The organism is Paenibacillus sp. SYP-B3998 (assembly GCF_010820665.1).
Taxonomy (GTDB): domain Bacteria; phylum Bacillota; class Bacilli; order Paenibacillales; family NBRC-103111; genus Paenibacillus_E.
This window is the reverse complement of sequence record NZ_JAAIKC010000003.1, coordinates 344087-365527: the sequence shown is the minus strand read 5'-3', so window position 1 is coordinate 365527 and position 21441 is coordinate 344087. Positions and strand designations below refer to the sequence as shown.

23 protein-coding genes and 2 pseudogenes are annotated in these 21441 nt (G+C 42.5%); 2 read left to right on the top strand and 23 right to left on the bottom strand.

Features of this window, described 5'->3' with window-relative positions; genetic code table 11:
- Window positions 1-139: 139 nt before the first annotated feature.
- The 5 genes from GK047_RS12175 to GK047_RS12155 form a co-directional block, all read right to left on the bottom strand.
- Entirely contained in the window at window positions 140-343 is a 204-nt protein-coding gene (locus GK047_RS12175) for a glycine betaine ABC transporter substrate-binding protein (RefSeq protein WP_163946784.1), read from the bottom strand.
- Window positions 344-434: 91 nt separating this feature from the next.
- Window positions 435-1100, bottom strand: a complete 666-nt coding sequence (locus tag GK047_RS12170) for an NAD(P)H-dependent oxidoreductase (protein WP_163946391.1) — start codon at window positions 1098-1100, stop codon at window positions 435-437.
- A 33-nt stretch (window positions 1101-1133) separates the two neighbouring features.
- A complete protein-coding gene (locus tag GK047_RS12165) occupies window positions 1134-1421 on the bottom strand; it encodes a putative quinol monooxygenase (RefSeq protein ID WP_163946387.1) in 288 nt (95 codons plus the stop codon).
- Window positions 1422-1842: 421 nt separating this feature from the next.
- Window positions 1843-3642 (bottom strand): oligoendopeptidase F, encoded by a 1800-nt coding sequence (gene pepF / locus GK047_RS12160; protein ID WP_163946384.1) that lies wholly within the window; start codon window positions 3640-3642, stop codon window positions 1843-1845.
- An 81-nt stretch (window positions 3643-3723) separates the two neighbouring features.
- Window positions 3724-4464 (bottom strand): SDR family NAD(P)-dependent oxidoreductase, encoded by a 741-nt coding sequence (locus GK047_RS12155; RefSeq protein ID WP_163946381.1) that lies wholly within the window; start codon window positions 4462-4464, stop codon window positions 3724-3726.
- Window positions 4465-4609: 145 nt separating this feature from the next.
- Here GK047_RS12155 and GK047_RS12150 point away from each other — a divergent pair, with 145 nt between their 5' ends.
- The gene (locus GK047_RS12150) at window positions 4610-5506 is read left to right on the top strand and encodes a LysR family transcriptional regulator (RefSeq protein WP_163946377.1); all 897 of its coding nucleotides are present in this window, start codon (window positions 4610-4612) and stop codon (window positions 5504-5506) included.
- Window positions 5507-5719: 213 nt separating this feature from the next.
- On the opposite strand, the gene rpmG is transcribed toward GK047_RS12150, so the two are convergent.
- From rpmG to GK047_RS12085, 13 genes are all read right to left on the bottom strand, one after another.
- Window positions 5720-5869 carry a 50S ribosomal protein L33 gene (gene rpmG, locus GK047_RS12145; RefSeq protein ID WP_163946374.1) on the bottom strand — a complete coding sequence of 50 codons (150 nt, stop codon included), beginning with the start codon at window positions 5867-5869 and terminating at the stop codon, window positions 5720-5722.
- A gap of 48 nt (window positions 5870-5917) precedes the next feature.
- Window positions 5918-7132: a GTP-binding protein gene (locus GK047_RS12140; protein WP_163946371.1), complete on the bottom strand. Its 1215-nt coding sequence runs from the start codon at window positions 7130-7132 to the stop codon at window positions 5918-5920.
- Between the two features lie 128 nt (window positions 7133-7260).
- Window positions 7261-8244, bottom strand: a complete 984-nt coding sequence (locus tag GK047_RS12135; RefSeq protein WP_163946368.1) for a metal ABC transporter substrate-binding protein — start codon at window positions 8242-8244, stop codon at window positions 7261-7263.
- Between the two features lie 41 nt (window positions 8245-8285).
- Window positions 8286-9203: a metal ABC transporter permease gene (locus tag GK047_RS12130; protein ID WP_163946367.1), complete on the bottom strand. Its 918-nt coding sequence runs from the start codon at window positions 9201-9203 to the stop codon at window positions 8286-8288.
- Window positions 9149-9856, bottom strand: a complete 708-nt coding sequence (locus GK047_RS12125) for a metal ABC transporter ATP-binding protein (protein WP_163946364.1) — start codon at window positions 9854-9856, stop codon at window positions 9149-9151. The genes GK047_RS12130 and GK047_RS12125 overlap by 55 nt, the downstream gene beginning before the upstream one ends.
- A 429-nt stretch (window positions 9857-10285) precedes the next feature.
- The gene (locus tag GK047_RS12120) at window positions 10286-11395 is read right to left on the bottom strand and encodes an undecaprenyldiphospho-muramoylpentapeptide beta-N-acetylglucosaminyltransferase (protein WP_163946361.1); all 1110 of its coding nucleotides are present in this window, start codon (window positions 11393-11395) and stop codon (window positions 10286-10288) included.
- Window positions 11392-12378: an SDR family NAD(P)-dependent oxidoreductase gene (locus GK047_RS12115; RefSeq protein ID WP_163946357.1), complete on the bottom strand. Its 987-nt coding sequence runs from the start codon at window positions 12376-12378 to the stop codon at window positions 11392-11394. The genes GK047_RS12120 and GK047_RS12115 overlap by 4 nt, the downstream gene beginning before the upstream one ends.
- A gap of 262 nt (window positions 12379-12640) precedes the next feature.
- Entirely contained in the window at window positions 12641-13282 is a 642-nt protein-coding gene (locus GK047_RS12110) for a GNAT family N-acetyltransferase (RefSeq protein WP_240343916.1), read from the bottom strand.
- A 199-nt stretch (window positions 13283-13481) separates the two neighbouring features.
- Complete coding sequence (locus tag GK047_RS12105) at window positions 13482-14168, bottom strand: HAD family hydrolase (protein ID WP_240343915.1); 687 nt, start codon at window positions 14166-14168, stop codon at window positions 13482-13484.
- The gene (locus GK047_RS12100; protein ID WP_163946353.1) at window positions 14165-14839 is read right to left on the bottom strand and encodes an HAD family hydrolase; all 675 of its coding nucleotides are present in this window, start codon (window positions 14837-14839) and stop codon (window positions 14165-14167) included. Before GK047_RS12100 ends, GK047_RS12105 begins: the two co-directional genes overlap by 4 nt.
- A gap of 109 nt (window positions 14840-14948) precedes the next feature.
- Window positions 14949-15125 (bottom strand): hypothetical protein, encoded by a 177-nt coding sequence (locus GK047_RS12095; protein WP_163946350.1) that lies wholly within the window; start codon window positions 15123-15125, stop codon window positions 14949-14951.
- Between the two features lie 519 nt (window positions 15126-15644).
- Window positions 15645-15974 (bottom strand): hypothetical protein, encoded by a 330-nt coding sequence (locus tag GK047_RS12090; RefSeq protein WP_163946346.1) that lies wholly within the window; start codon window positions 15972-15974, stop codon window positions 15645-15647.
- A 21-nt stretch (window positions 15975-15995) separates the two neighbouring features.
- Entirely contained in the window at window positions 15996-16319 is a 324-nt protein-coding gene (locus tag GK047_RS12085) for a hypothetical protein (protein ID WP_163946343.1), read from the bottom strand.
- A 301-nt stretch (window positions 16320-16620) separates the two neighbouring features.
- Between GK047_RS12085 and GK047_RS29610 the strand changes: the two are divergent.
- Window positions 16621-16801, top strand: a pseudogene (locus GK047_RS29610) (Tn3 family transposase); the annotation flags it as partial.
- Between the two features lie 233 nt (window positions 16802-17034).
- Here the strand turns inward: GK047_RS29610 and GK047_RS12080 are convergent.
- The 5 genes and pseudogenes from GK047_RS12080 to GK047_RS29605 all read right to left on the bottom strand — a co-directional run.
- Window positions 17035-18981 (bottom strand): ATP-dependent DNA helicase, encoded by a 1947-nt coding sequence (locus tag GK047_RS12080; RefSeq protein ID WP_163946339.1) that lies wholly within the window; start codon window positions 18979-18981, stop codon window positions 17035-17037.
- A gap of 143 nt (window positions 18982-19124) precedes the next feature.
- On the bottom strand, window positions 19125-20003 hold the full coding sequence (locus GK047_RS12075) for a radical SAM/SPASM domain-containing protein (RefSeq protein WP_163946336.1): 879 nt from the start codon (window positions 20001-20003) through the stop codon (window positions 19125-19127).
- A gap of 85 nt (window positions 20004-20088) precedes the next feature.
- Window positions 20089-20883, bottom strand: a complete 795-nt coding sequence (locus GK047_RS12070) for a lipid II flippase Amj family protein (RefSeq protein ID WP_163946333.1) — start codon at window positions 20881-20883, stop codon at window positions 20089-20091.
- Window positions 20876-21307 (bottom strand): SRPBCC family protein, encoded by a 432-nt coding sequence (locus GK047_RS12065; protein ID WP_163946330.1) that lies wholly within the window; start codon window positions 21305-21307, stop codon window positions 20876-20878. Before GK047_RS12065 ends, GK047_RS12070 begins: the two co-directional genes overlap by 8 nt.
- A 19-nt stretch (window positions 21308-21326) precedes the next feature.
- A pseudogene (locus GK047_RS29605) lies at window positions 21327-21437 on the bottom strand (DinB family protein); the annotation flags it as partial.
- Window positions 21438-21441: the final 4 nt, after the last annotated feature.

The window sequence follows — 21441 nt, the reverse complement described above, 5'->3', positions numbered from 1 at the left end:
TTCATTCTTACAATAATTAGAATAATTTCTAGATGTAAAGAAAAATGAAAGATCTGAGTACAAAAAAACCGCCAGATGGCGGTTTCAGAATCATCTAGCAGTAAATCTTGCGAAAATTTGGGATGTAAGTCGGGACACCTCACATGTAATAACGCTCATAAAGGACCCCGAGTTGCCCAACTTCCTCCTTGTAGCGGTTGAGGTACACGGCATAACTACTTGGGAGCCAAGCTGAAACTAGAAAATCTACATCGCCTTTTTCGTGAAACATAAACATTTCCTCGTGAGGAACCTCTTTCGTTTCAACCTGGTAACCATATCGTTCAAGGATTCTTTGTACAATTGCTGCTAATGCTTAATGGAAAGAAAGTGAAATATTTCCGATACGAAGACCAGGTTTTTTAGTTAATTTACTGGTCAAACTTGAAACCATCTTACTGTACCCATTCTACGATTTGCTCGATTGATTGTCTGGTTTTTGGACGTGGTTCATTTATTCTGTAGCCGAAAGCAACCATGCAAGCAATCCCGAAATTGCCCTTAAGTATACCCTCCTCTTTCAAAATTTGTTCAGCTTTTTCTTTGTGGAACCCTTCCACAGGGCAGGAATCTATTCCGATTTGCGCGGCTGCAGTCATCATATTACCCAAAGCGATATACGTTTGACGGCAGCCCCATTCAAAGGTAATTCTTTCGCTATCAAGCAGTTTGAAATCTTTCTCTAGGAAATTATGAAACACTTTCCCTTTGCCTTGCTGAACTTCTTCGGGAAGCAGCTGAATGTCCTTCATCATACTTTGGATAAATGCAGAATCGGCAACCAAATCCGCTTGAGTCCGGGAAAGCACGATCACAAAATGGCTTGACGTCGGCAATTGCTTTTGAGCTCCCCATGTGACTGGAAGCAGCTTTTCTCGCAGGAGCGGGTTTTGGATGACAACAAACTTCCAAGGTTCAAAGCCGAACGAACTTGGGGATAAACGTCCTGTTTCAAGAATAAAGTCAAAATCTGCATTGCTTACTTTTTTCGTGGAATCGAATTCCTTACAGGCATGTCGAAATTGATAAGCTTGAAAAATTTGATCTTTTACTTTTTGCATATGGGAGTTACCTGCCTTTTTTATTTTGTTTATTTAGGTTAGAACGGTATATTTATTCAACTGTATGGGTTGTGTCAGAAATGATTTCGTGTTAGTTAAAAAATGAAGAAGATGAGAAGATTCGTCATGAATAGCAATCGCTTGTTCATCCTTCCACTCCTCTACCATAATCAACACATTCGCATGGTTAATATCTCGATATAAGGAATAGCTGATATTGCCAGGTTCCTGTGTTGTGGTGGCGATTAACGGCTTCATTTGTTCCAAAACGTCATCAAGCGCATCTTCTTTTACGTGAATATAAGCATGAATAATAACCATCTTGGTCATCCTTTCCATTTGCTGCGCTTTTCTCGAAGAACTTGTATTTCTTAGTTGCCGGCCGGCTATGTTTATAGTCTAGTACATATATAAAAATAATATAAGTACGCACATTTATGTTGTATAGTATTCATTTCTATACCGTTGATCATCGAACCAACTTGAGATGAAAATTGACTTTACTATAAAACAAGCAGTTGTCAACTGACACAAATGTGCCTACATTACTAACAGCAATCTTCCCTAAATAAAATAAAAAAGCCTGATTTCTCGGGCTCTGTCAATTCCACCAATACTTCAATTTTTTAAATGTAACATCCCATAGTTTTAAAGTCCGATCGGGATGAGGTGGATAGTAATAGTAAAAGCACTAGGGCTACAAATACCCTAGTGCTTCTTTATTTAAAGGTTTTTATATCATTTAAAATAACCGCTCAAGCTCGTCGATCAACGTTCCTACATAGGCGACTGCGCTCTGGATCGGTTTCGCATCTGACATATCGACACCAGCGAGCTTCATTAAGTCAAGCGGATCCATCGTTCCGCCAGCCTTTAGGACATCCAGCCAACGATCGACAACAGGCTGCCCTTCCGCTTTGATCAACTGTGCAACCGCAGTAGATGCAGTCAATCCAGCGGCGTATGTGTAAGGATATAGGCCCATATAATAATGCGGCTGACGCATCCAAGTAAGGTTGGCTCCTGCGTCTAGTGCCACAGTGTCACCCCAGAACTCAGTAAGCACGTCTCCTTTTAGACTAGATAGTTTCTTAGCAGTCAATGCTTCTCCTTGTTCGGCAGCAGCGTACACTCTTCTTTGCATGTCTGCTTCCAACAAATGCGTTACATAATTATGATAATACGTATTTAACATTTGCAGAATGACCCAACGCTTCATCCGTGGTTCGTTCGACTGCTTCAAGATGTGCTCTGCAAGCAGCAATTCGTTCATCGTGGAAGGTGCTTCGATGAAATAAAGGGACGGCCGGAAGTTCGTGTAACGCTGATTGCGCGCAGCAAGCATCAAATGACCTGCGTGTCCGAGTTCATGTGCTAAGGTGAAGGCGCTACGCATATTCCCGCCCCAAGTGATTAATATGTACGAGTGCGCACCATAAGGCGACGCACAGAACGCACCTGTCGACTTGCCTACATTATCTGCGTAGTCAATCCAACGTTCCGATAACGCTTGCTCCATAATCTCCGCATATTCTGGACCCATGATCCGCAGCGCTTCAAGAATTGTTTGACTAGCTTCTTCCGTCGTAACAGACGGATTGAAATCTGGATCGAAGGGAGCTTTCAAGTCACAAAACAGCAGTTGATCTAGACCCAATACTTTTTTCTTCAATTGCATCAACCGCCGCATATGAGGGCCAAGCTCTGTGAGAATGACATCGAGGATGTTATTGTACATCTCCCTCGTCACTTTCTGTGGCTGTAAAAGCATATCGGTCGCCGAATCATAACCACGTAAACGGGCAGTTACGATTTGTCTTTTCACTTCCGTAGCATAGACTGCCGCAAATGTATGCTGATACTGCTCAAGCGTCTTACTGAACGAATTGTATGAAGCGCGGCGCAGCGATGTATTGGAAGTAAACTCATAGTCCGTTTCAAACAAAGCAAAGGAAACGGGATGGGTTACGCCATCCGCATCTTGGACGGATTCAAAAGACAGATCAGAAAGCTTACTGCGTTGATAAATCGTGTATGGAGCTCCCAACACTTCACCGAGTGACGCCAATACGGCCTCAGTTTCCGCACTAAGCTGGTGCTGCTTGGTTTCGAGTAAATCCACTAAGCCTTTGCGAAAAGGTTCAAGACGCGACTCCTCCTTAAGATACCCTTCAATCGTTCCTTCAGGCAGCGCAAGGATTTCTGAGCGAATAAAGGAGATTGAAGCCCCGATTCCCGATGTGAAGTCACCTGAACGAGCCGAGTTCGCTTGGTTTTGCGGGTTGCTGGAATCCTCCGAGAACCGCAGTCTCGCATAGGTTGCCGCTAGCGCGCTGCGGGCGAGCAAAGTTTCTTGCGCCTCAAGACAGTTGGCTAGTTGGCTTGCTCCCGTTTGTAAGGTCCCTTTATATGCGTCCAAAAGGGAAGCATCTGCTTGAAGGGCCTCGATTTCCGCTTCCCAAGCCTCCGTGCTTGTGAAAAGCTCGTCAAGATTCCAAGTGAGCTGGGCGGGGACTTCGTTTCTAAGTGGTCGCTGTTTCATTGATGATGCTCCTTCCTACTGATATATGCTAGATGAATATTATAGCATAGAAGCAAATATTCCCAGTAGTCAGGTTCCTTTCTATAACGTTTGACCGCTGTCTACAGTAAGGATTTGCCCCGTCATCGATTCTTGCTCCAACATAGCACAAATCATTTTAGCAATGTCCTCTGGTTGAGCGATACGCTTGAGCAATAGGTTAGGGCTTAGGTGATTCATTTGTTCTTCTCTGCCTTCCCACCATCTTGTAGCAACCGCTCCTGGCGCCACACTGCTGACACTTATTTCTGGGGCTAATGCCCGGGCTAACGATTTGGTAAGACCGTGTACTGCCGCTTTGGATACCGCGTACGGCAATGAGGAACCTGCTCCCGTAAGTCCTGCGATGCTGCCGACATTGACGATGGATCCCTGCTTATTTGACTTCATAAAAGGAGCAACGGCTCGCGCGCAGAAAAACATCCCTTTGACGTTAACGCCATACAGCTCATCCCATATTTCTTCGGTTGCCCCCTCAAGATCATCAAGAAGAATGTGCTGGGTGATACTCGCATTATTCACAAGTAGATCAACAGTCCCCAGCTGTTCAACAACCGTTGCAACCATGCCTCTTACTTCTCTATCCAAAGATACGTTCGCTTGAACAGCTACTGCGCGCCCGCCTTCGCTTCTGATCCATTGTACCGTTTCTTCCGCTTCTGATTTGGATCGTGAATAGTTCACTGCTACGATAGCTCCACGACTTGCAAGTGCGATGCTTGTTGCCCGCCCGATCCCTGTTCCTCCGCCAGTTACGAGGGCCACTTTGTTCTTTATATCCATGTTCATCACTCCTATTACGTAGTTGGTTTTAAATGGTTAATTTAATATCCTTACAAGGCTATTTTATATATAGCCAACCATTTTGTATAATTGAATTAAATAAACTCACTGTTCAAAAATATTGAACCATAAGGATGAGATAAACATGGATCTCAAGACATTAAAAACGTTTCAACGGATAGTGGCTCATGGAAGCTTTCAACGTGCAGCGGAAGAATTGAATTATGCGCAGTCCACAGTTACCATGCAAATCCAAAAGTTAGAAGCTGATCTTGGCGTTCAATTGATCGAACGTGGCAGAAAATTTCAGTTAACCGAAGCCGGGAAATTTTTTTTCGAACAAAGCGTTGGCATTGTGAAAGATTTGGAGCATCTTCAGACTAGCTTAGCGGATTTCCAACTAGGCGAAGTAGGAACGATTCGACTTGGAGTAACGGAGCCAGCCGCGAGCTTTCGCTTGCCCGGCCTTTGCAAGAGATTCGAAGCTCAATATCCACATATTCGAATAGCGATAGAAATCGCGAGCACACAATCACTTAGTGAGCGCATTCTTCGCGGAGAAATTGACTTTGCTCTTTGCTCAGCACCTGAACTGGAGAAAGATCTTTATTTTGAACCGTTATTCAAGGAGGCCTTTGTGGTTTTACTTCCAGAGCGACATCCACTAGCCCAGAAATCATCTTTAGTTCCAGAAGATATCCGCGGGCACCGATTGCTTATAACCGCAGCAACCTGTCCCTATCGCAGAAAACTTGAAATCCTCTTACAGGAAACAGGAAAGAAGCCATTGGATACGATGGAGATTGGAAGCATGACCGCTTTAAAATACTATGTTCAAAGCGGTTTAGGCGTCGCTTTAGTACCAGAAATTGTCTTGAACCCTTTCCCAGAGGGAACTACAGTTATGAAGATGAATAGTGCGGGCATCGATATGACCTGCGGCTTGTTAAGTAAAGCTTCCGAATATCCATTAAAGCTGACCAGCGCAAAGCTATATCAATTCCTCCAGCAAGAGCTTATTCAAGAACCATATTCTTACTAAGCAAAAATAACCAAGTAAGAGCTTGCGTCTCTTTACTTGGTTACTAGGTTTTCATTTATTTAGCTGCTAAAAATTATATGTTTACATATTAATCGTTATGTTAACTAAATGACAAAAATTCGCCGATTATCTGTCATCGACCTATCTATATAACAGAACGCAAGACACAACAGCCCGATCTTCCATCATGCGATTTTCAATTGTAGTACTCAATTAACGAGTCTCGCGATGAAGCGTGTGACGCTTCAAACGTGGACAATACTTGCGCAGTTCCAAACGCGATGTCTGCGTGCGTTTATTTTTGGTCGTCGTATAATTTCGATCACCCGTTTCGGTACAAGCTAGCGTAATGATAACTCTCATCTCGGTTCACCTCCTAATGTGCTTGATGCTAACCACGTCATCTACCACCTACATGGGGCAAGCATCTTGTATTTCTCCAATTAAATTTGGCAATTGATCGTTAAAATGTCCCCAATTACCTTGCATCTCAATATCCGTCAACAAACATGCATCTAATGACTTCACAATCTCAACAGGATTCATATCGATACCAATAAATACAACTTTGTTGATTCTATCGCCATACTTTTCATCCCAGTGCTTAATTTGATCAGCATCCTCTTCCAAAATAGCTTGCTTTTCTGCTTCTGGCAGTGCCGAAACCCAATAACCAGCGGGTCCAAAACGAATCGATGGCCCAGCTTGACTTAAGTTCTGTGCGTGCTCATTTCTCGAAGCTAACCACATAATACCTTTGGCTCTTACGATGTCGACTGGCCAATCTTCCATCCATTTCATTAATCGTTCAGGCTGAAACGGTTTGACGCGTTCATACACGAATGAGGCGATGCCATACTCATCCGTTTCTGGTGTATGTGTTTCTTTCTCCATTTCTTGCATCCAGCCTGCAGAGGTGCTTGCCTCATCAAAGTTAAATAAATGGGTATTCAGGATTTCCGCTACCTCCACTTTTCCTTGTATAGCACGAATGAATTTTGCCCGTGGCTGTAGGGATCGAAGCACACCTTCGAGCTCGGCTAACTCTTCTGAGCTAACCGTATCGCATTTATTTAAGACGAGTACGTCGCAAAACTCAATCTGATCGATCAGCAGGTCTACAACATCGCGTGAATCTTGTGCATCAACGGCCTGGTTGCGTTCAAGCAGCGTTTCACCAGAGGCGTAATCGTGCCAGAAGCGATAAGCGTCAACCACGGTTACCATACAGTCCAAGCGACAAAACTGAGAGAGATCAATACCTTGCTCCTCATCAATATATGAAAATGTTTGCGCAACGGGTAGAGGCTCACCTACACCTGTCGATTCAATGAGTATGTACTCAAACTTGTCTTCCTTGGCTAATCGTTCTACTTCCTTGAGCAAATCTTCCCGCAGCGTACAGCATATGCAGCCATTCGACATTTCAACTAAACTTTCGCTCGTACGGGAGATTCCACTACCTTCCCGAATCAAATCCACGTCAATATTCACTTCGCTCAGATCATTTACAATGACAGCTACTTTCAACCCCTCCCGGTTATTCAACACGTGATTTAATAGCGTCGTTTTACCTGCTCCTAGATATCCACTTAAAACGGTTACTGGTATTTTTTTAGTTAGCATTGTCGTCCTCCTTTTAATAGTAATAATTACGCATTTACAATGTGAAATAGTAAGCCATTCCGTTTTTCCTTGTATTTAAAACTCATATTTACTTTATACATCCGAAGTCACTATTGCGGCTTGGCTGCTTATTCATTCAATGCTTTTTTCAATGCCTCTAAGTTCTTTTTCATAATGGCGATATATTCCAATTTATTCTTTTTATCATCATCAGTTAAACCTTCTAACGGATTCAACACATCGGTTTTAGCGCCGAGTTCTTTGGCAATCGTGTTGGCGATTTTCGGATCAACTAATGTTTCGAAGAAAATCGTTTTGACTTGATTTTCTTTGGAGAACTTGATTATATTCGCCATTTTCTCTGGAGATGGCTCCTGTTCAGGTGAAAGGCCTGCAATTGGAATTTGCTTCAAGCCGTAGTTCTTAGCCAAATAACCGAATGCCGCGTGCTGGGTTACGAAGTCTCTATGTTTAACCTCTTTTAGTCCTGCCTTAAAATCCTCATCTAGCTGTTTGAGCTTTGCAATATATGCACTTGCATTCTTCTTGTAATCCTCGGCGTGCAATGGATCTGCTTGAGTGAGCCCTGCTTGGATGGCTTCCACTTCCTTTTGAGCGAGAACAGGATCGAGCCAAACGTGAGGATCTAGTATTTTGTCATCATGGGCATGTTCATGATCTTCGTGATCGCCCTCCTCTTCATGTCCCCCTTCCATTAGCTCTATCCCTTTGCTCGCTTCCACAACGACACGCTTGTCGTTTACTGCGCTTTCAAGCGCTTTTTTCGCCCAACTTTCAACAACCCCGTTATATACAAACAGATTAGCATCCTTAACTTGGGCCATATCTTTGGCGCTTGGTTCCCAATCATGTGGTTCTGCACCGGCTGGGACAAGTGCGATTACATCCGCATGCTCACCTGCAACCTGCTTGGTAAATTCGTACATCGGATAAAAAGTTGTAACGACTTTTAACTTCTTACTGCCATCTCCCGTGGGGCTTGGTGCCACACTATTGTTGCTTATTTGGGCCGTATTTGTTGAGCAACCAGATAAGAGTGCGACGGAAACGGCCGTAAAAAGAAGCGATTTTTGAACCCATGTTGTTTTCATGTTTGTAATTCCTCCCGTTTCGAAAAAAGTAATTTATTTCATTAATATTTAACCTCATTAATTATTTGAATTGAATCCTTGGACGTACGTGAAAAGCTATTATGTATAGAAGCTTCCACTTGAATGCCCTGTTTATTTCGGGCCTTGCTCATCCCCCATCGTAGTGAAAGCTTCCTCAAACAAATCCCTATGATTAGAATGAATAAAAGGAGCAATGCAATCGTCCCGCCAGGCGGTGTACTAAGCTCATAAGAAGCCGTAAGTCCAGCAAACACGCCTACCAGCCCTATGCCCATTGCCAGAAATAAAGCTGAAGTAAAGCTTGCAGCAATTCGAATAGCAAGTGCCGCTGGAAGGATAATGAGGGCAGAAACAAGAAGAACGCCTACAATCGGCATAGCGGCAGAAACAATCATTCCTGTCAAAACACTGAAGCATAAGGATATCCATTTAACAGGGAGTCCATTTGTTTTTGCTGTGTCCTCATCAAAAGTGATTTGATAAAGCGGGCGACGAAACACGAGGAAGAAAACGCCACCGATAATGGCTACGATGAACATGAGAAGCAGTTCAGTTTCATTAACAGCAACAACCGATCCAAACAAGTAAGCGGAAAAGCTTTTATTGACACTTTGATTCAGGCTCATTAGCACAACGGCGCTTGATAAGCCGCCAACCATAATAATCGCAATAGAAATCTCGCTGTAGGTTTTGTAAGACCTCCTCACGTACTCGACAGCAATTGCTCCTAAAACAGCAACGACAAACCCCGTCAATGTCGGATTTATATGTAAATAGGCACCTCCTGCAACACCTGCCAATGACACATGGGATAGCATATCCGCCATCAAGGCTTGTCTACGCAGCATGAGATATACACCTAGTACGGAAGCGATCAATGCAATTAACCCACCGGCACAAAATGCCCGCTGCATGAAGTCGTAGTGCAGCATCTCCATCCCCCATCCTCCTTCTTCTCTAATTCGATCATACGGTCTAAATAAGCAGCCACCTCCGATAGTCCATGCGTTACCATTACAACCGTTCTGCCTCGCTCTTTGACGTGATGATGCATCAATTCGTAGAAACCAAAACGACTTGCCTGATCCATCCCCGTCGTCGGCTCATCTAACACTAGAATATCAGGATCTTGAGCAAGAGCACGAGCAATGCAAATTCGCTGCTTCTGCCCGCCAGAAAGCTCCCCAATTTTGCGTTGACGCAGCTCCCACATGCCTACTTGACGCAGTGCCTTTTCTGTAAGTTCTTCGTCATCCTTATTAAGCTTTCGAAACCATGATCCGTCTGCATGCCTACCTGAGCGCACAAACTCCAGAATGGTGCTAGGAAAACCGCCGTTAAAAGCAGCTATATGTTGAGATACATAGCCCACTCGCATTTTTTTGCCATCCTTATTGGTCGGTGACAAAAAGACATTCCCTTTCCATGGTTTTAGCAAACCCAAAAGTAATTTAAGCAGGGTAGATTTTGAAGCGCCATTGGGACCTGTAACAGCTACAAATTCGCCTGATTGTATCTCTACATTAGCATCTTGAATACATGGAACATCTGTGTAGCCGAACTCCACTTCACGTAATGAAGCAATTAGCATTTTCTCAAACCCTCTCAAATAGGAAGAAATATACAGCAAATGATGCGAATCTAAATTGTAATTATTACGAATTTGGGGTACTTATTCGTAAAAATTACTTATTACAACGAGAAATATATCTCTTTTCAGCGGCTCTGTCAATATAAAATCGATATTCGCTTGAAATCAAACAAAGTTAAGGCGACTCTCCTAGGTTGAAAAATCACTTCCTTACGCACGAAAGAAGCTGTGCCCGTTACCACAACTTCTATCGTTTATTGCCTGTTAGAGCAGCTATCCTTCTGCTCTATTTTGGTAATTTTCTCAGATTCCATAAACCTCAAATGGATGATTGAACAGTTCTAACGCTCTAATACCCACCTTCTCTCCCGCACATAAACAAAATACTAATTAGAGCTACAAAACTAAAAAAAATGTAAGTTGCTATCCTCATTTCATTCCCAACCTATCCATGTTCCTCATCTGTGATTCCACGCCGATTGCTTCGCGAATTAACGCCATTGTTCTCTCCGCGCCTCCGCCTTCTTGATGTTTTTCCATGTTTTCACTGTATACCTGGCGGTTCTTATAGACTTTATCTATGGTTTCACAGAAGCTTTCAGGTGTCATTTGCTGCTCAAGCAATTGTTCGGCGTACCCTTCGTTTTGGAAATATTGCGCATTGGCCAACTGACCATTACGGCTCGCACCATTTGCATGCGGAATCAATATCATTGGTTTTTGTAATACCAGGAGCTCCATTATGGAGTTAGAGCCTGCTCGGGAAACAACGATATCAGCCATTGCCAAAAAGTCTGGGAGCTCCTTACCTACATATTCAAACGACGCATACCCAGGCATCCATGCCGTTTCATCCATCTTTCCTTTTCCGCAAATATGAATAATTTGGTAGCGCTGACCAAGATCATGTCTTACACGTTTCACAATTTCATTTATCGTCTGGGCCCCCTGGCTTCCTCCCATAATAAGAAGTACAGGCTGATCATCTATAAAATTGCACGCCTTTTTCCCTCTGTCTGCATGTCCTTCTTTAAGGGTCTGTCGAATGATCGGGCCCACATGAATCGTTTTTGGAGATGAATGCTTCTTGACCGTATCTTGAAAAGCCGCACACACTTTTGAAGCAAATGGAAAGGCAATTTTATTTGCCAGTCCCATGTTCAAATCAGGTTCATAAATAATAACAGGTACTTTACAAAGTCTCGCGCCAAGCACAACAGGAACAGACACGAACCCCCCTTTTGAAAATACGACAGCGGGTCTCAACTTTTTAATCAGTCGATAAGCCTGAAATACGCCCTTCACTACTTTAAACACGTCTTTCAGGTTGTCCCATGAGAAATAACGCCTTAGCTTGCCAGTGGAAACGGTATGGTAGGTCACTTGTTCTATCTCCGACACAAGTTTTCTTTCTATCCCATACTTAGAACCCATATAATGAATATCCCACTTTTCTTCTACGCACTTAGCAATTAGTGCTAAATTGGCGCTAACGTGACCAGCGGAACCGCCCCCGGTGAATACAATCGTTTTATTCATGCCATAAGTCCACCTTTATGCAGCATGTCCCTGATTTCGTGTTGATTCATTAAAGCATGCTCAGAATCGTAGGATTTTAAATCTACGGGTGCAAATGAGGCATAAAACGCTTGTAATCCCTCAATTGGAAAGGGTGGTAAGATGACGTAATAATCATCATCCAGATTAATGGCGAGGTAGCTTTCAAATTCTGAGATAAGAATTTCATTCAAGCGTTCGCCTGGGCGCATGCCGATTTCCTTTGTTCCAATCGCGGAAGTTGTGAAATTTTCAATTAATACTTCGGCCAGGTCCTTAATCCTGCACGCAGGCATTTTAGTTACATAAATTTCTCCGCCTCGGCTGTCTTCTGTTGCCTTAAGCAGCAATTGAATAGCATCGCTTATGGTTAAAAAGAAGCGGGTCATTCGGTTATCCGTTAAGCAAACATCAAGCCCCTGTTCAATTCGTTGTTTAAAAATAGGAACTACACTGCCTGTAGAACCTAGTACATTCCCGCTTCTTACACATACAAATTGCGTGCTTGACTCCCTTAAGTTAGCATGAATAATTAGCTTCTCTCCGAGCGCTTTGGTCATTCCATACGTGCTTGATGGATGTGAAGCTTTATCCGTTGACACATAGATTACTTTCTCGACCTTGTTTTGAATGGCAGCTTGAATGACATGTTGAGTTCCCAACACATTAGTTTTATAAGCACAATCTGGCTGCTGTTCACAGATTGGCACATGCTTTAAGGCAGCCAAATGATAAATCACATCAACTTGCTGGCAAGCTTGTATAATCTCGTATTTATCTCGAATATCCCCAATAATAAAAGTTAATAAAGGATGATTTTGAAAGGCTTGTTTCATCTCTACTTGAAGAGCTTCATTACGGGAGAAAATGCGAATTTCCTTCGGTTCTTTCGTTAATAGCTTTTTAACTAGTGCCTGCCCCCAGGAACCTGTTCCACCCGTGATTAATATCGTTTTATTGTTCATATCCATTTCCTCCATTAAATTCAATTCAGAACTTTGTAACACTACTTATATCGTTATACGATGTATTGATTCAAAAAAAATCTTTAGCAGCGAAAGCGTGCTTTCGTCTAAAGATAGGATTTGATTAAGTTATAGGAAGAGAATATCATATTTTACATCGTAACACAAGGTATTGAAATAAAAAACACTCTTTTAGGAATAGAACACACGTTCTGTTCGTTGTTTTTTGGCACTTCATAGAGCATATTGCCTTCGTTTAATCTTAGGACTGAACCCACGTCGCCCTCGTGTAGCCTATTCTCATACCGCTTCGTTCCATGTTCCGATGGCTTGTCGACACATAGGCGGCTTGACTGACTACCAATCGACAATCATTGTTCATTGCATCGCTGATTCTCCTTTCAATTAAAGCTCTCTGAAGCCCACTGTTCCTACATACGTGAAGTGTCGTCGCAAAGGTCAAAGAGGCTATCCCATCCTTCAAAAACAGGACACCTACGCCTGCCGGAGTATTATTGATCAAAGCTAAATAGAACTTCCACCCTTTACGGTTGTATAAGATTTTGTTATTCCCAGCGACATGATCTTTGCCCGCAATTGGCAAACCAGTGCCTCGACAATGAATTTCTGCATATAAATCAAACTCATCTGCTCCTAATTCTCGAATGTTGATAGCCTCATTATGACTGCTAGTCCTATCACTTGGTTTACAGAAAAAGCTAGTGTGGAAATCGGATTGATAAAAGCCTTTCAATGAAAGAGATCTCATGAGGTCATGATCAGCCTTAGTGGGAATGCTTTCGAATTGCAGCTTCCTATTCTTGCTTGTATAAAAATCTATAATTTCATCAATACAATCCAGCTCACTAAGGCTAAGTCCCTTTACCGTGTTGAATTGGGCCAAGACATCTCCTTGCTATAAAAGGCAGTAGCACCGCCGAAATATTTAATTTGGATGCCCATGGGATTACCAGGACGTTCTTGGATGGCAGTCATACGATCGACCATGCACGCAACTTCGGCATTTTCTATATCCGTAAAAAATTATTAACGTATATTGACTAATTGATGCATAAGCTTGAATCAGGGTCTCGCTCCTTTTACTACAGAGATTCAAGCAGTTCACTATTAATCTCTGTGATCCTCTCCACGACGTAATCCGCTTTACTAAGATCTTGAAGACCAGAGTTCAAATTTTTGAATCCGATGCATTTCATTCCTGCAGCTTTGGCTGCGGCGATACCGTTCCTAGAGTCTTCAAGCACGATGCATGACCCGACTCCAGTCTCAAGCATCTCGGCAATTTTCACATAAATATCTGGTGCAGGCTTGCCGCGTGACACTTCCTCTCCACTTAGGATACAGTCAAAAAAAGTCAGTATATTGAATTTGGTTAATACGGCTTCAATAAAAGTTCTAGGCGATGAAGAGGCTAAGCCAATCTTCTTATTTGTTAACTTTAGCAACTGAATTAATGCCATAATGCCTTCAATTGGCCGTTCATTAGATTCATTGAGATGTGACAGCTTCTTCGCTAATTGAACATCGATGATCTCAGCTACAGAAGGGTTAAACGCGTATTTGTCCTTTAACCTAGACCACATCTCTGGATTTGTCATCCCTACGTAGTCTTCTAGCTCTTCTTTCGAAATAAGAAGACCAAGATTTTTCATTACATCTAGATCAACTTCAAAATGGAGCGGCTCACTATCAATGATGACACCATCCATATCAAAAATAAAGGCAGTATACAAAGCATTCGACTCCTTCTTGGGATCTACATCCGTCATTTTTCTTGGAGTAATTCCTTCGTTCGAGAATTGTTAATAAGTAGTTTGAGATCAGTCGTATGTTTGTATATAAAGTCTGGTTCTATTGAAAAAGTCCGGTTCTGTACGGTTTCAAACCAATGCGCTCCGATTGTCAAGAGATTTGCAGACTTTCCGGCAACGATATCCGCATTGCTATCGCCTACAAAAATGACTTCTTCAGGTTTTAGCTGAAAGAGTTCCATCGCTTTAAAAATGCCTTCAGGATCTGGTTTGGATTTATTAACCTCATCACCAGCTATTGAACTTAGGAAATAGTGGTCAATGCCAAGATTTTTCAAACAAATGTCTAAGCATCTCCTGCTTTTACCTGTAATAATAATCATTTTAATCTGTTGCTGCGACAAGTCATTAAGCAGCTCAATAATGTCAATTGGCATGACGACACAATCATGAAATTGTTGTTCAAAAAAGGCATAGTAATGCTCGATCGCTTCGTTGACCAAATCCTTGTTAGAAAGATGAATTGATATTATCTCTTCTTCGGTTGGCCCAAATGTATTTACGATATCTTCATTGCTCATTAACTTATTCTCATACGTTAAGAATACGGATCTAAATGCCATAAATGATAAGGGTAATGTGTCTGCAAGCGTGCCATCAAAATCGAATAGGACTGATTTTATCGTCATAATCGCGTTCATCCTTTCAAATTAATCTAAGAAAAACTTCCAATATATAGATGACGTATGGAACGAGTAATGGTTTAAAACTGTAAAAGGGGCTGATTGCCCCTTTTGCTTAAACTTCTTTTGATTTTAAAACGGCCATTCCGCCCACCACTAGAGTTGCTGCAATTAGCGACACCATGAAAATAACTTCTTCCGAAACATGAGGTTCATGTATCAACGCATAGAAATATAGAAATTCAATAAATAAAATGACGATCCATACGCCAATTTGACTTCTTAAATTCATCGTAATTTTCCCTTTCACGTTATATCGTATGACGTATACAACTGGTTTTGCTGAATCTATGAAAAATAAAATCAATTTTAGTATACACGAATTCGAATAGCTACTTAACAAATTTTTCCTAAAATTTTCGAACTACTTAGGTTATAACAAGCTGTACAATATGATCTTATTTGTAATCGCTTATGCGATTATAACAAAGGCGCTACTCGAGCTGTTAGAATCACAGCTCAAGCAGCGCCTTTATTTACTTTTTCGATAGCTAAATCAATTGCAAACGACCTTTCATCCATCATTACGCGGGGGACCACATTCGACTCCCTAGGATTAGGCCCAGTATCAGCGTAGCTGACACCAACCGCAAACTAACAGTTCTTCATAGTCGCTTATTGAGAGAGTCCCTATGTGGATTTTATTAAGCGATTAGGTGATAAAGCCGCTCGGTTCCCAACAGGGAAACTGAGTGGCACAGTACATACGCATCAATTAAATCTGGCTAGAAAAGACTAATCTGATATTTGGTTAAACAACAGGTCGGAGTGTAATCTTAAAATTTTTGCTTTGACTTAAATGGGGGTTCAAATTGCAAATATAAAACGTATTAGAATCAGCATATTCTAACCGAGAGCCATTTTTGACCTCATTGTATTTAACAACATCGTTGCCATTCTCAATGTCAATCGCCATGCTAAACGTGATATTATTATCAATTTTGCCATCAACCGTCACTTCAACGTCCATAGCTTTGCAGGAGCCAAACCATTTCGTCGAAAAATTACCGCTTGTGCGGCTCCATTGTTCATCTAATCTCGATAAACTCGATACTACAACTGCAATAGGTCTACTCATCATTATTCCTCCTTGTCGTGTCTTCTATTTACTGACATAAGGTTTAATCGTAACCGTAAAATTTTTGTTCGTTGGACATCTTGTTTCACAAATATAAAGCGAATTGCTCTCGATATAGCCCAGTTCTGTATTGTTACGTACATCACGAGCTTTTACAGGATCACTGCCGCTGCGGTCTTCAGCAATACTAAAGATAATCGTTTCATCAGCTTGACCGTCAACCGTTACTTCAACGATCATTCGATGAGCACCTCCAAACCATTCAGTCGAAAAGTTACCGCTTGAGCGACTGCCTTGACCTGCTAAAGGACCTGGTTCCGATACAATAATTCCAATAGGCCTCTCCATAACTAATCCTCCCTCAAAAATTAATTTAATGATTTTGTTAAATACACTTTCTAAATATATTAAGACAAGGTTGTAAATATGCGTAGTCGCCGGTGACCAGAAGATCGGGTTGTGCGATCATCGCGGAAACCAGTATCGGGAGATCCGCTGGATCGCGGGTGGGCGGTACCGAAACGGCAGATAAATCCGATGGGGTATAGCTAATGTCGTAGAGCTTCACCCAAATGTGACCGTTCCATACTTCCGCTTTTACCTCTTCATTCGGCTTCAAAAAGTTTCGATTTTCTTTTTGTAAACAGACTTAGTCTACATTAATACCGTCATGTTCCAAAAACATTTTATCGGAGAAGAAATGGGTTGATCTAATGACTCCGGAAGATTTGCGTGCGGTGACACCCTTGATCTATACCTACGTTAATCCATATGGTACATTCCGATTGGACATGAAGGAAAGACTTCCATTGGAATGTGAACTTGCATGATTGAAAAACGTATATCCGCAAAAAAGAAAGCCCGGGAACTGGCGAAGTATCTTCGCGCAGAACGACCGGACTATGCTTACTTAAAAAGTTTGTTTCAGCATTTAAGAAGCGAAATACACGGACAGGGGAATCCGCAAGATTTTGGCCAAATACTTAGGAATATAACGAGGTTATAAATAAATCCCCAATTTAATCCATACGTTTGCGGGTGGTGTCAGCTATGCTGGTACCCATTACTCATCGGAGAGGTGAACACCCTCAGGCAGGACCCGGACAATATGTTCGCGTAAGTTTTCGTTATGGTGAACTTCCTCGCTAAAAATGGCAATGATTCCACGATCATCACGCGTACGGATCAAACGCCCCATACCTTGTCTGAGTCGCAGCAGCATATACGGGATATCCACCTCTTCGTATGGAGAAGGCGATGCTTGACGCTTTGCATTAAACACAGGGTCTTGCGGTGGAAAAGGCAGTGCCCATACGATCACATTGGATAGTGAGGGACCCGGAACGTCAAGTCCTTCCCACAAGCTGACTGCTCCTAACACGCTGTGCTCGTCCTCCTGAAAAGACGCGATCAGGTGACTAATTTCTTGATCTCCTTCAAAAAAGAAGCGCATCGCTTTGCATTGCCCGGACAGCATAATTTCTCGCTTAAACCGTTGTAGCTCTTCGTGCGTCGGGAATAAAATTAGCGCTCGTCCTTCCGTTCGTTTCAACAGGCGTACCGCGGCTTCCAATTTCTCCTCAAATGTTCCACCAAACGTCCATTTGGGCGTAATGACTTCCATGCGTTCAGCGTAATCGTAGGGGGAATTCACGGAAAATGAAAGATACTTATCAAGCCCTAAACTGTTTGCAACATAATCGAATGAGGTTTCTACCGATAACGTCGCCGAGGAGAACACAATCGGCATTTTGGCAGAAAAGACACGTTCTCGCAATACTTCCTTCACCGTTCGCGGCATAACCACTAGGCTGAGACCTGTGATACTCTCCGACGCCCAACAGATGAAGGCCCCGTCCTTTTGAAACAAGCCAAGCGCTTTCTGCATCATCTCAAGGTGCTCTTCAACGATACGCAACTGGTAATCATTTAACGTGAATAGTTCGCTCTCGAATACGAGCTCCTCTTCTATCGCCGTTAGGATATCACAGAGTCGATGAATTTCTTTAAATAATTGGTCCTTCATCACAATCTGTTTACGATCCGAACCCACAATCGGCTGACAACAGCTTTCAAGCACTTCGAACATCAATTCACTCTGATCGATGGCTTCGTCAATAAGTACGGCTAACGTTTCGCGTACCTCGCCTTTTAACAGACGAATGACTAACTCTTCGAACACGATGTGCTTTAGCTTGTAGGTCAATGCCTTCTGAGCCGCTGATTCCATCAAATGTCCTTCATCGAAAACAACCGTACAATGATCAGGTAATAAAGGAAGTTGTCCTTCGCGCTTTCTCCCTTCATAGGTCCATACGTGCTCCATATAGAAATCATGTGAACAGATGATTAGATCGGCAGACCGTCTATAAGCTTCACGTGAAAGGGTTTGTCCACAGCGATGCCTTTTGTCACACACGAAGCAATCCTGGAAAGCATCCCAACCGATTCTGTTCCATTGTTCATCATTCAAATTGGGGTAATGCTTGCGATCTCCATAAGCATGGAAGGTTTGCAGTGCTTCTCTCGTATGAACGAAGTCAGGCAGACTCTCATAAAGTTCACGATAAGTTCCTATATCCTCATGTCCCAAACGAGCCTCGTCCAACTTAACCAAGCACACATATTGATCTGGCGACTTAGCAAGTCTCGCGTCAATCGCAAGATTCAAATGCTTCGACAGTTTATCAATATCCCCACCGGGTTTTACTAATTGTTCAATCAAAGATTCGTCTGCGCAAGCAATAATAGCAGGTTTATTCATAAATCGTGCATAACAAATGGCATATAATAAATAAACGAGCGTTTTCCCTGTGCCCACGCCTGCTTCCGCGAATATCGTTTGTTTCTCTGCAAAGGCGCGTTCCAACTGAAACGCCATATAAATCTGTTCGTCTCGCACTTCGAAGCCAGCTTCAGGCAAGATTTCATAGAAAATATCAGCAATCCAATCCGAGACCTGCTGCATGTAAGGTTGTGCGTGATCATATGCAAAGGGATATCGTGCCAATGTAAAAGCCTCCAGAAAATAGAATTAGAGCAAAACATAATTATCCCATGATCTCACATTAAAAGCAAAGACAAATATGAACATTTACATAGAAAAAGCTTAATCCGACAGTTTAAGACTGCTTGGACTAAGCTTTTGGCAAATTACATGCTAAAACGTTCCCGATACCCGCACTTGCGGCATAATTCTTCGACGACTTCGCGTCTGGAGAAGCCCTCGAATAAACGATTCGCGCGTTCCCCTTCTACAATATCTGAGAAAGGTGTATCGTTGATATTGCCCAAATTAATAACCCCTTCACCATCCAGACAACAAGGAATGACAGTTCCATCAACTAAAATACCCGCTTGGTTTCGCAGTGCGTGGCAGAAGCCCGGCCCTGCGATCTCCTCGGCTTTTAGATCTGGCCATTGGAATTCATGATCTTGATTCAGATATACCCGATCGGCCAGCTTTACGCCTGTGCCGCGGATGAATTTCTCATCAATTTTATAATCCAGTTCGAACTCCCGTTCCAGCATCTCCAGTACTTCACGGTTCCGATTTCGTTCCAAATTCGTCTGGTTGTCCGTGTCCAAATTCCATAATCGAAAGGAGATAATCACATTGGACTTCGCTACGATTTCCTTGGCAAACTTAAGAATGTTCCATACATAGCCTTCCTTATCTTCTGAGCCCTCATGTCCGTCAAAGCTATGCAGCGAGAAATTCATTTGACGAAGCGCCGGTTTGTCTAGCAGCTTATGCCTATTTTTATTAATGAGCGTGCCATTTGTCGTGATATTGACTTTAAAGCCCTTCTCATGGCTCAGATCCAGCAGTTCATCAATTTTGGGATGAAGCAGCGGTTCTCCTTTGACATGAAGATAAATATGATCCGTGTGAGGCTTAATTTGCTCCAAGATGTTTGTAAAGGTATCTATTTTTATGAAATTAGCTTGTCGTTTCGTTTGTGGACAGAACGTGCAGGCCAAATTGCACACACTCGTAATTTCGATATAAAACTTCTTGAACTTCTTCATTTCCATGGCTCCGTTTCTAGCTGCGCTACTAAGATACTAGCTATTATAACAAAGCAAGCTCGATTAGGGAAAGGACAAAGGTCAATTAAACGATCCACTTCACGATGATACCAATAAAATGAGCCGAAGGAATCAGTACAATCTGTGCGAGCAAAGTACCGAAAAATCGGGATGTCATGAGTAGCGCGTAAATTTTACCAAGCTGATGGCGATGCTCTTCATTATGTAAAGCTTTGTCTGTGATCAGACCTAATTGGGGATCAATGAATATGGTTAGTAAAATAGTTGCAATCCCGTTAATGATGCCTGAGGCTTGGGAAGCTGTCGTACTGAACTGCGGCAATAGGTGCGCCGCATACAAAGAGGATAACACCCCGACCGAATAGAACGCCGTAACCACTATATTTAGCAAAAGAAACCGTTTGGGAATGCCTAAATATCGGAAATGACTTAGCTTAAAGCTTGGTTTTTTCAAGTAATTTTTGGTGTTCTTAATTTGATCAATCGTCACGCTTGTAATCAGCTTCGGTAGCGAACCAGCCACTTCCAATTTGGCTATAATTCTGGCGCTTATATTAATAAACGAAGGAAATAAAGCAATCGCAATTAACGTGCCTATTGACGACGCAAATAAAATAATACGTAAATAACGCTCAAGATCAAACGTAGGTTCAATCTTTGCATAATCCACAAATTTCGCGGTTAGAGGCGCTTGAATCAAATTCGCGGTACGTGATACGAGTACAATGATTCCGGTCAAAGACAGCGCAACAGCAATTTTATTCAACTGAACACCAGCAAAACGAACAGAATAGGACAACGTCTCCGCCGTGTGAATAATCATTGTCAGGATAAACACGATAATTAAACTGTTAATCATGATCGTACTCCTTAATCCGATCATGTAAGTTAGCAATCGCTATTTCCCAGCGCAGCTTCATCGCTTCTCTTTGCTGCTCACCCGCAAGCTTCTCCTGATGAAAGCTGATCGTTGTTCGGCCTGCTTGGATAGCGATTAGCCGAATTTGTAACGTTGACGGCTGCGGCCAGTTTTTGGGCTGCCAAGTTAGACGGATTTGATGGAGTGGCTTCACGACGCGAAATTCGCCCGTTGTCCCTTCTACCGTTTCATAATTGTGGCTTTCCGTGAAACGGACATCTTCTAAATTCCCTAACCAATCTTGCCTGCCTTCCGGCGAAGTTAGCACCTTCCATACCTCCTCTGGGGAAACAGGAAGCGTCCTTCTAACTCCGATCTGAAAGCCAACCGTTGCTGTTTGACCGACTCGCCTAGCCCTCGTCATATACGTTCCTCCTAAGCGCCTAAAACGGCAATCTTTTCCGTACCCAACGGATCTGTCCGCGGTGGTTAATTTCATCTTTAAACACATAATACCACATGAAATATTGATTGGCTGACTTATCCTCCCAAAATGAA

Excerpts from the sequence above, each read along its gene's own strand:
- GK047_RS12170 (WP_163946391.1), bottom strand. The coding sequence starts at position 1,100 with ATGCAAAAAGTAAAAGATCAAATTTTTCAAGCTTATCAATTTCGACAT.
- GK047_RS12165 (WP_163946387.1), bottom strand. The coding sequence starts at position 1,421 with ATGGTTATTATTCATGCTTATATTCACGTAAAAGAAGATGCGCTTGAT.
- pepF (WP_163946384.1), bottom strand. The coding sequence starts at position 3,642 with ATGAAACAGCGACCACTTAGAAACGAAGTCCCCGCCCAGCTCACTTGG.
- GK047_RS12155 (WP_163946381.1), bottom strand. The coding sequence starts at position 4,464 with ATGGATATAAAGAACAAAGTGGCCCTCGTAACTGGCGGAGGAACAGGG.
- GK047_RS12150 (WP_163946377.1), top strand. The coding sequence starts at position 4,610 with ATGGATCTCAAGACATTAAAAACGTTTCAACGGATAGTGGCTCATGGA.
- rpmG (WP_163946374.1), bottom strand. The coding sequence starts at position 5,869 with ATGAGAGTTATCATTACGCTAGCTTGTACCGAAACGGGTGATCGAAAT.
- GK047_RS12140 (WP_163946371.1), bottom strand. The coding sequence starts at position 7,132 with ATGCTAACTAAAAAAATACCAGTAACCGTTTTAAGTGGATATCTAGGA.
- GK047_RS12135 (WP_163946368.1), bottom strand. The coding sequence starts at position 8,244 with ATGAAAACAACATGGGTTCAAAAATCGCTTCTTTTTACGGCCGTTTCC.
- GK047_RS12130 (WP_163946367.1), bottom strand. The coding sequence starts at position 9,203 with ATGGAGATGCTGCACTACGACTTCATGCAGCGGGCATTTTGTGCCGGT.
- GK047_RS12125 (WP_163946364.1), bottom strand. The coding sequence starts at position 9,856 with ATGCTAATTGCTTCATTACGTGAAGTGGAGTTCGGCTACACAGATGTT.
- GK047_RS12120 (WP_163946361.1), bottom strand. The coding sequence starts at position 11,395 with ATGAATAAAACGATTGTATTCACCGGGGGCGGTTCCGCTGGTCACGTT.
- GK047_RS12115 (WP_163946357.1), bottom strand. The coding sequence starts at position 12,378 with ATGAACAATAAAACGATATTAATCACGGGTGGAACAGGTTCCTGGGGG.
- GK047_RS12105 (WP_240343915.1), bottom strand. The coding sequence starts at position 14,168 with ATGACGGATGTAGATCCCAAGAAGGAGTCGAATGCTTTGTATACTGCC.
- GK047_RS12100 (WP_163946353.1), bottom strand. The coding sequence starts at position 14,839 with ATGACGATAAAATCAGTCCTATTCGATTTTGATGGCACGCTTGCAGAC.
- GK047_RS12095 (WP_163946350.1), bottom strand. The coding sequence starts at position 15,125 with ATGAATTTAAGAAGTCAAATTGGCGTATGGATCGTCATTTTATTTATT.
- GK047_RS12090 (WP_163946346.1), bottom strand. The coding sequence starts at position 15,974 with ATGATGAGTAGACCTATTGCAGTTGTAGTATCGAGTTTATCGAGATTA.
- GK047_RS12085 (WP_163946343.1), bottom strand. The coding sequence starts at position 16,319 with ATGGAGAGGCCTATTGGAATTATTGTATCGGAACCAGGTCCTTTAGCA.
- GK047_RS12075 (WP_163946336.1), bottom strand. The coding sequence starts at position 20,003 with ATGAAGAAGTTCAAGAAGTTTTATATCGAAATTACGAGTGTGTGCAAT.
- GK047_RS12070 (WP_163946333.1), bottom strand. The coding sequence starts at position 20,883 with ATGATTAACAGTTTAATTATCGTGTTTATCCTGACAATGATTATTCAC.
- GK047_RS12065 (WP_163946330.1), bottom strand. The coding sequence starts at position 21,307 with ATGACGAGGGCTAGGCGAGTCGGTCAAACAGCAACGGTTGGCTTTCAG.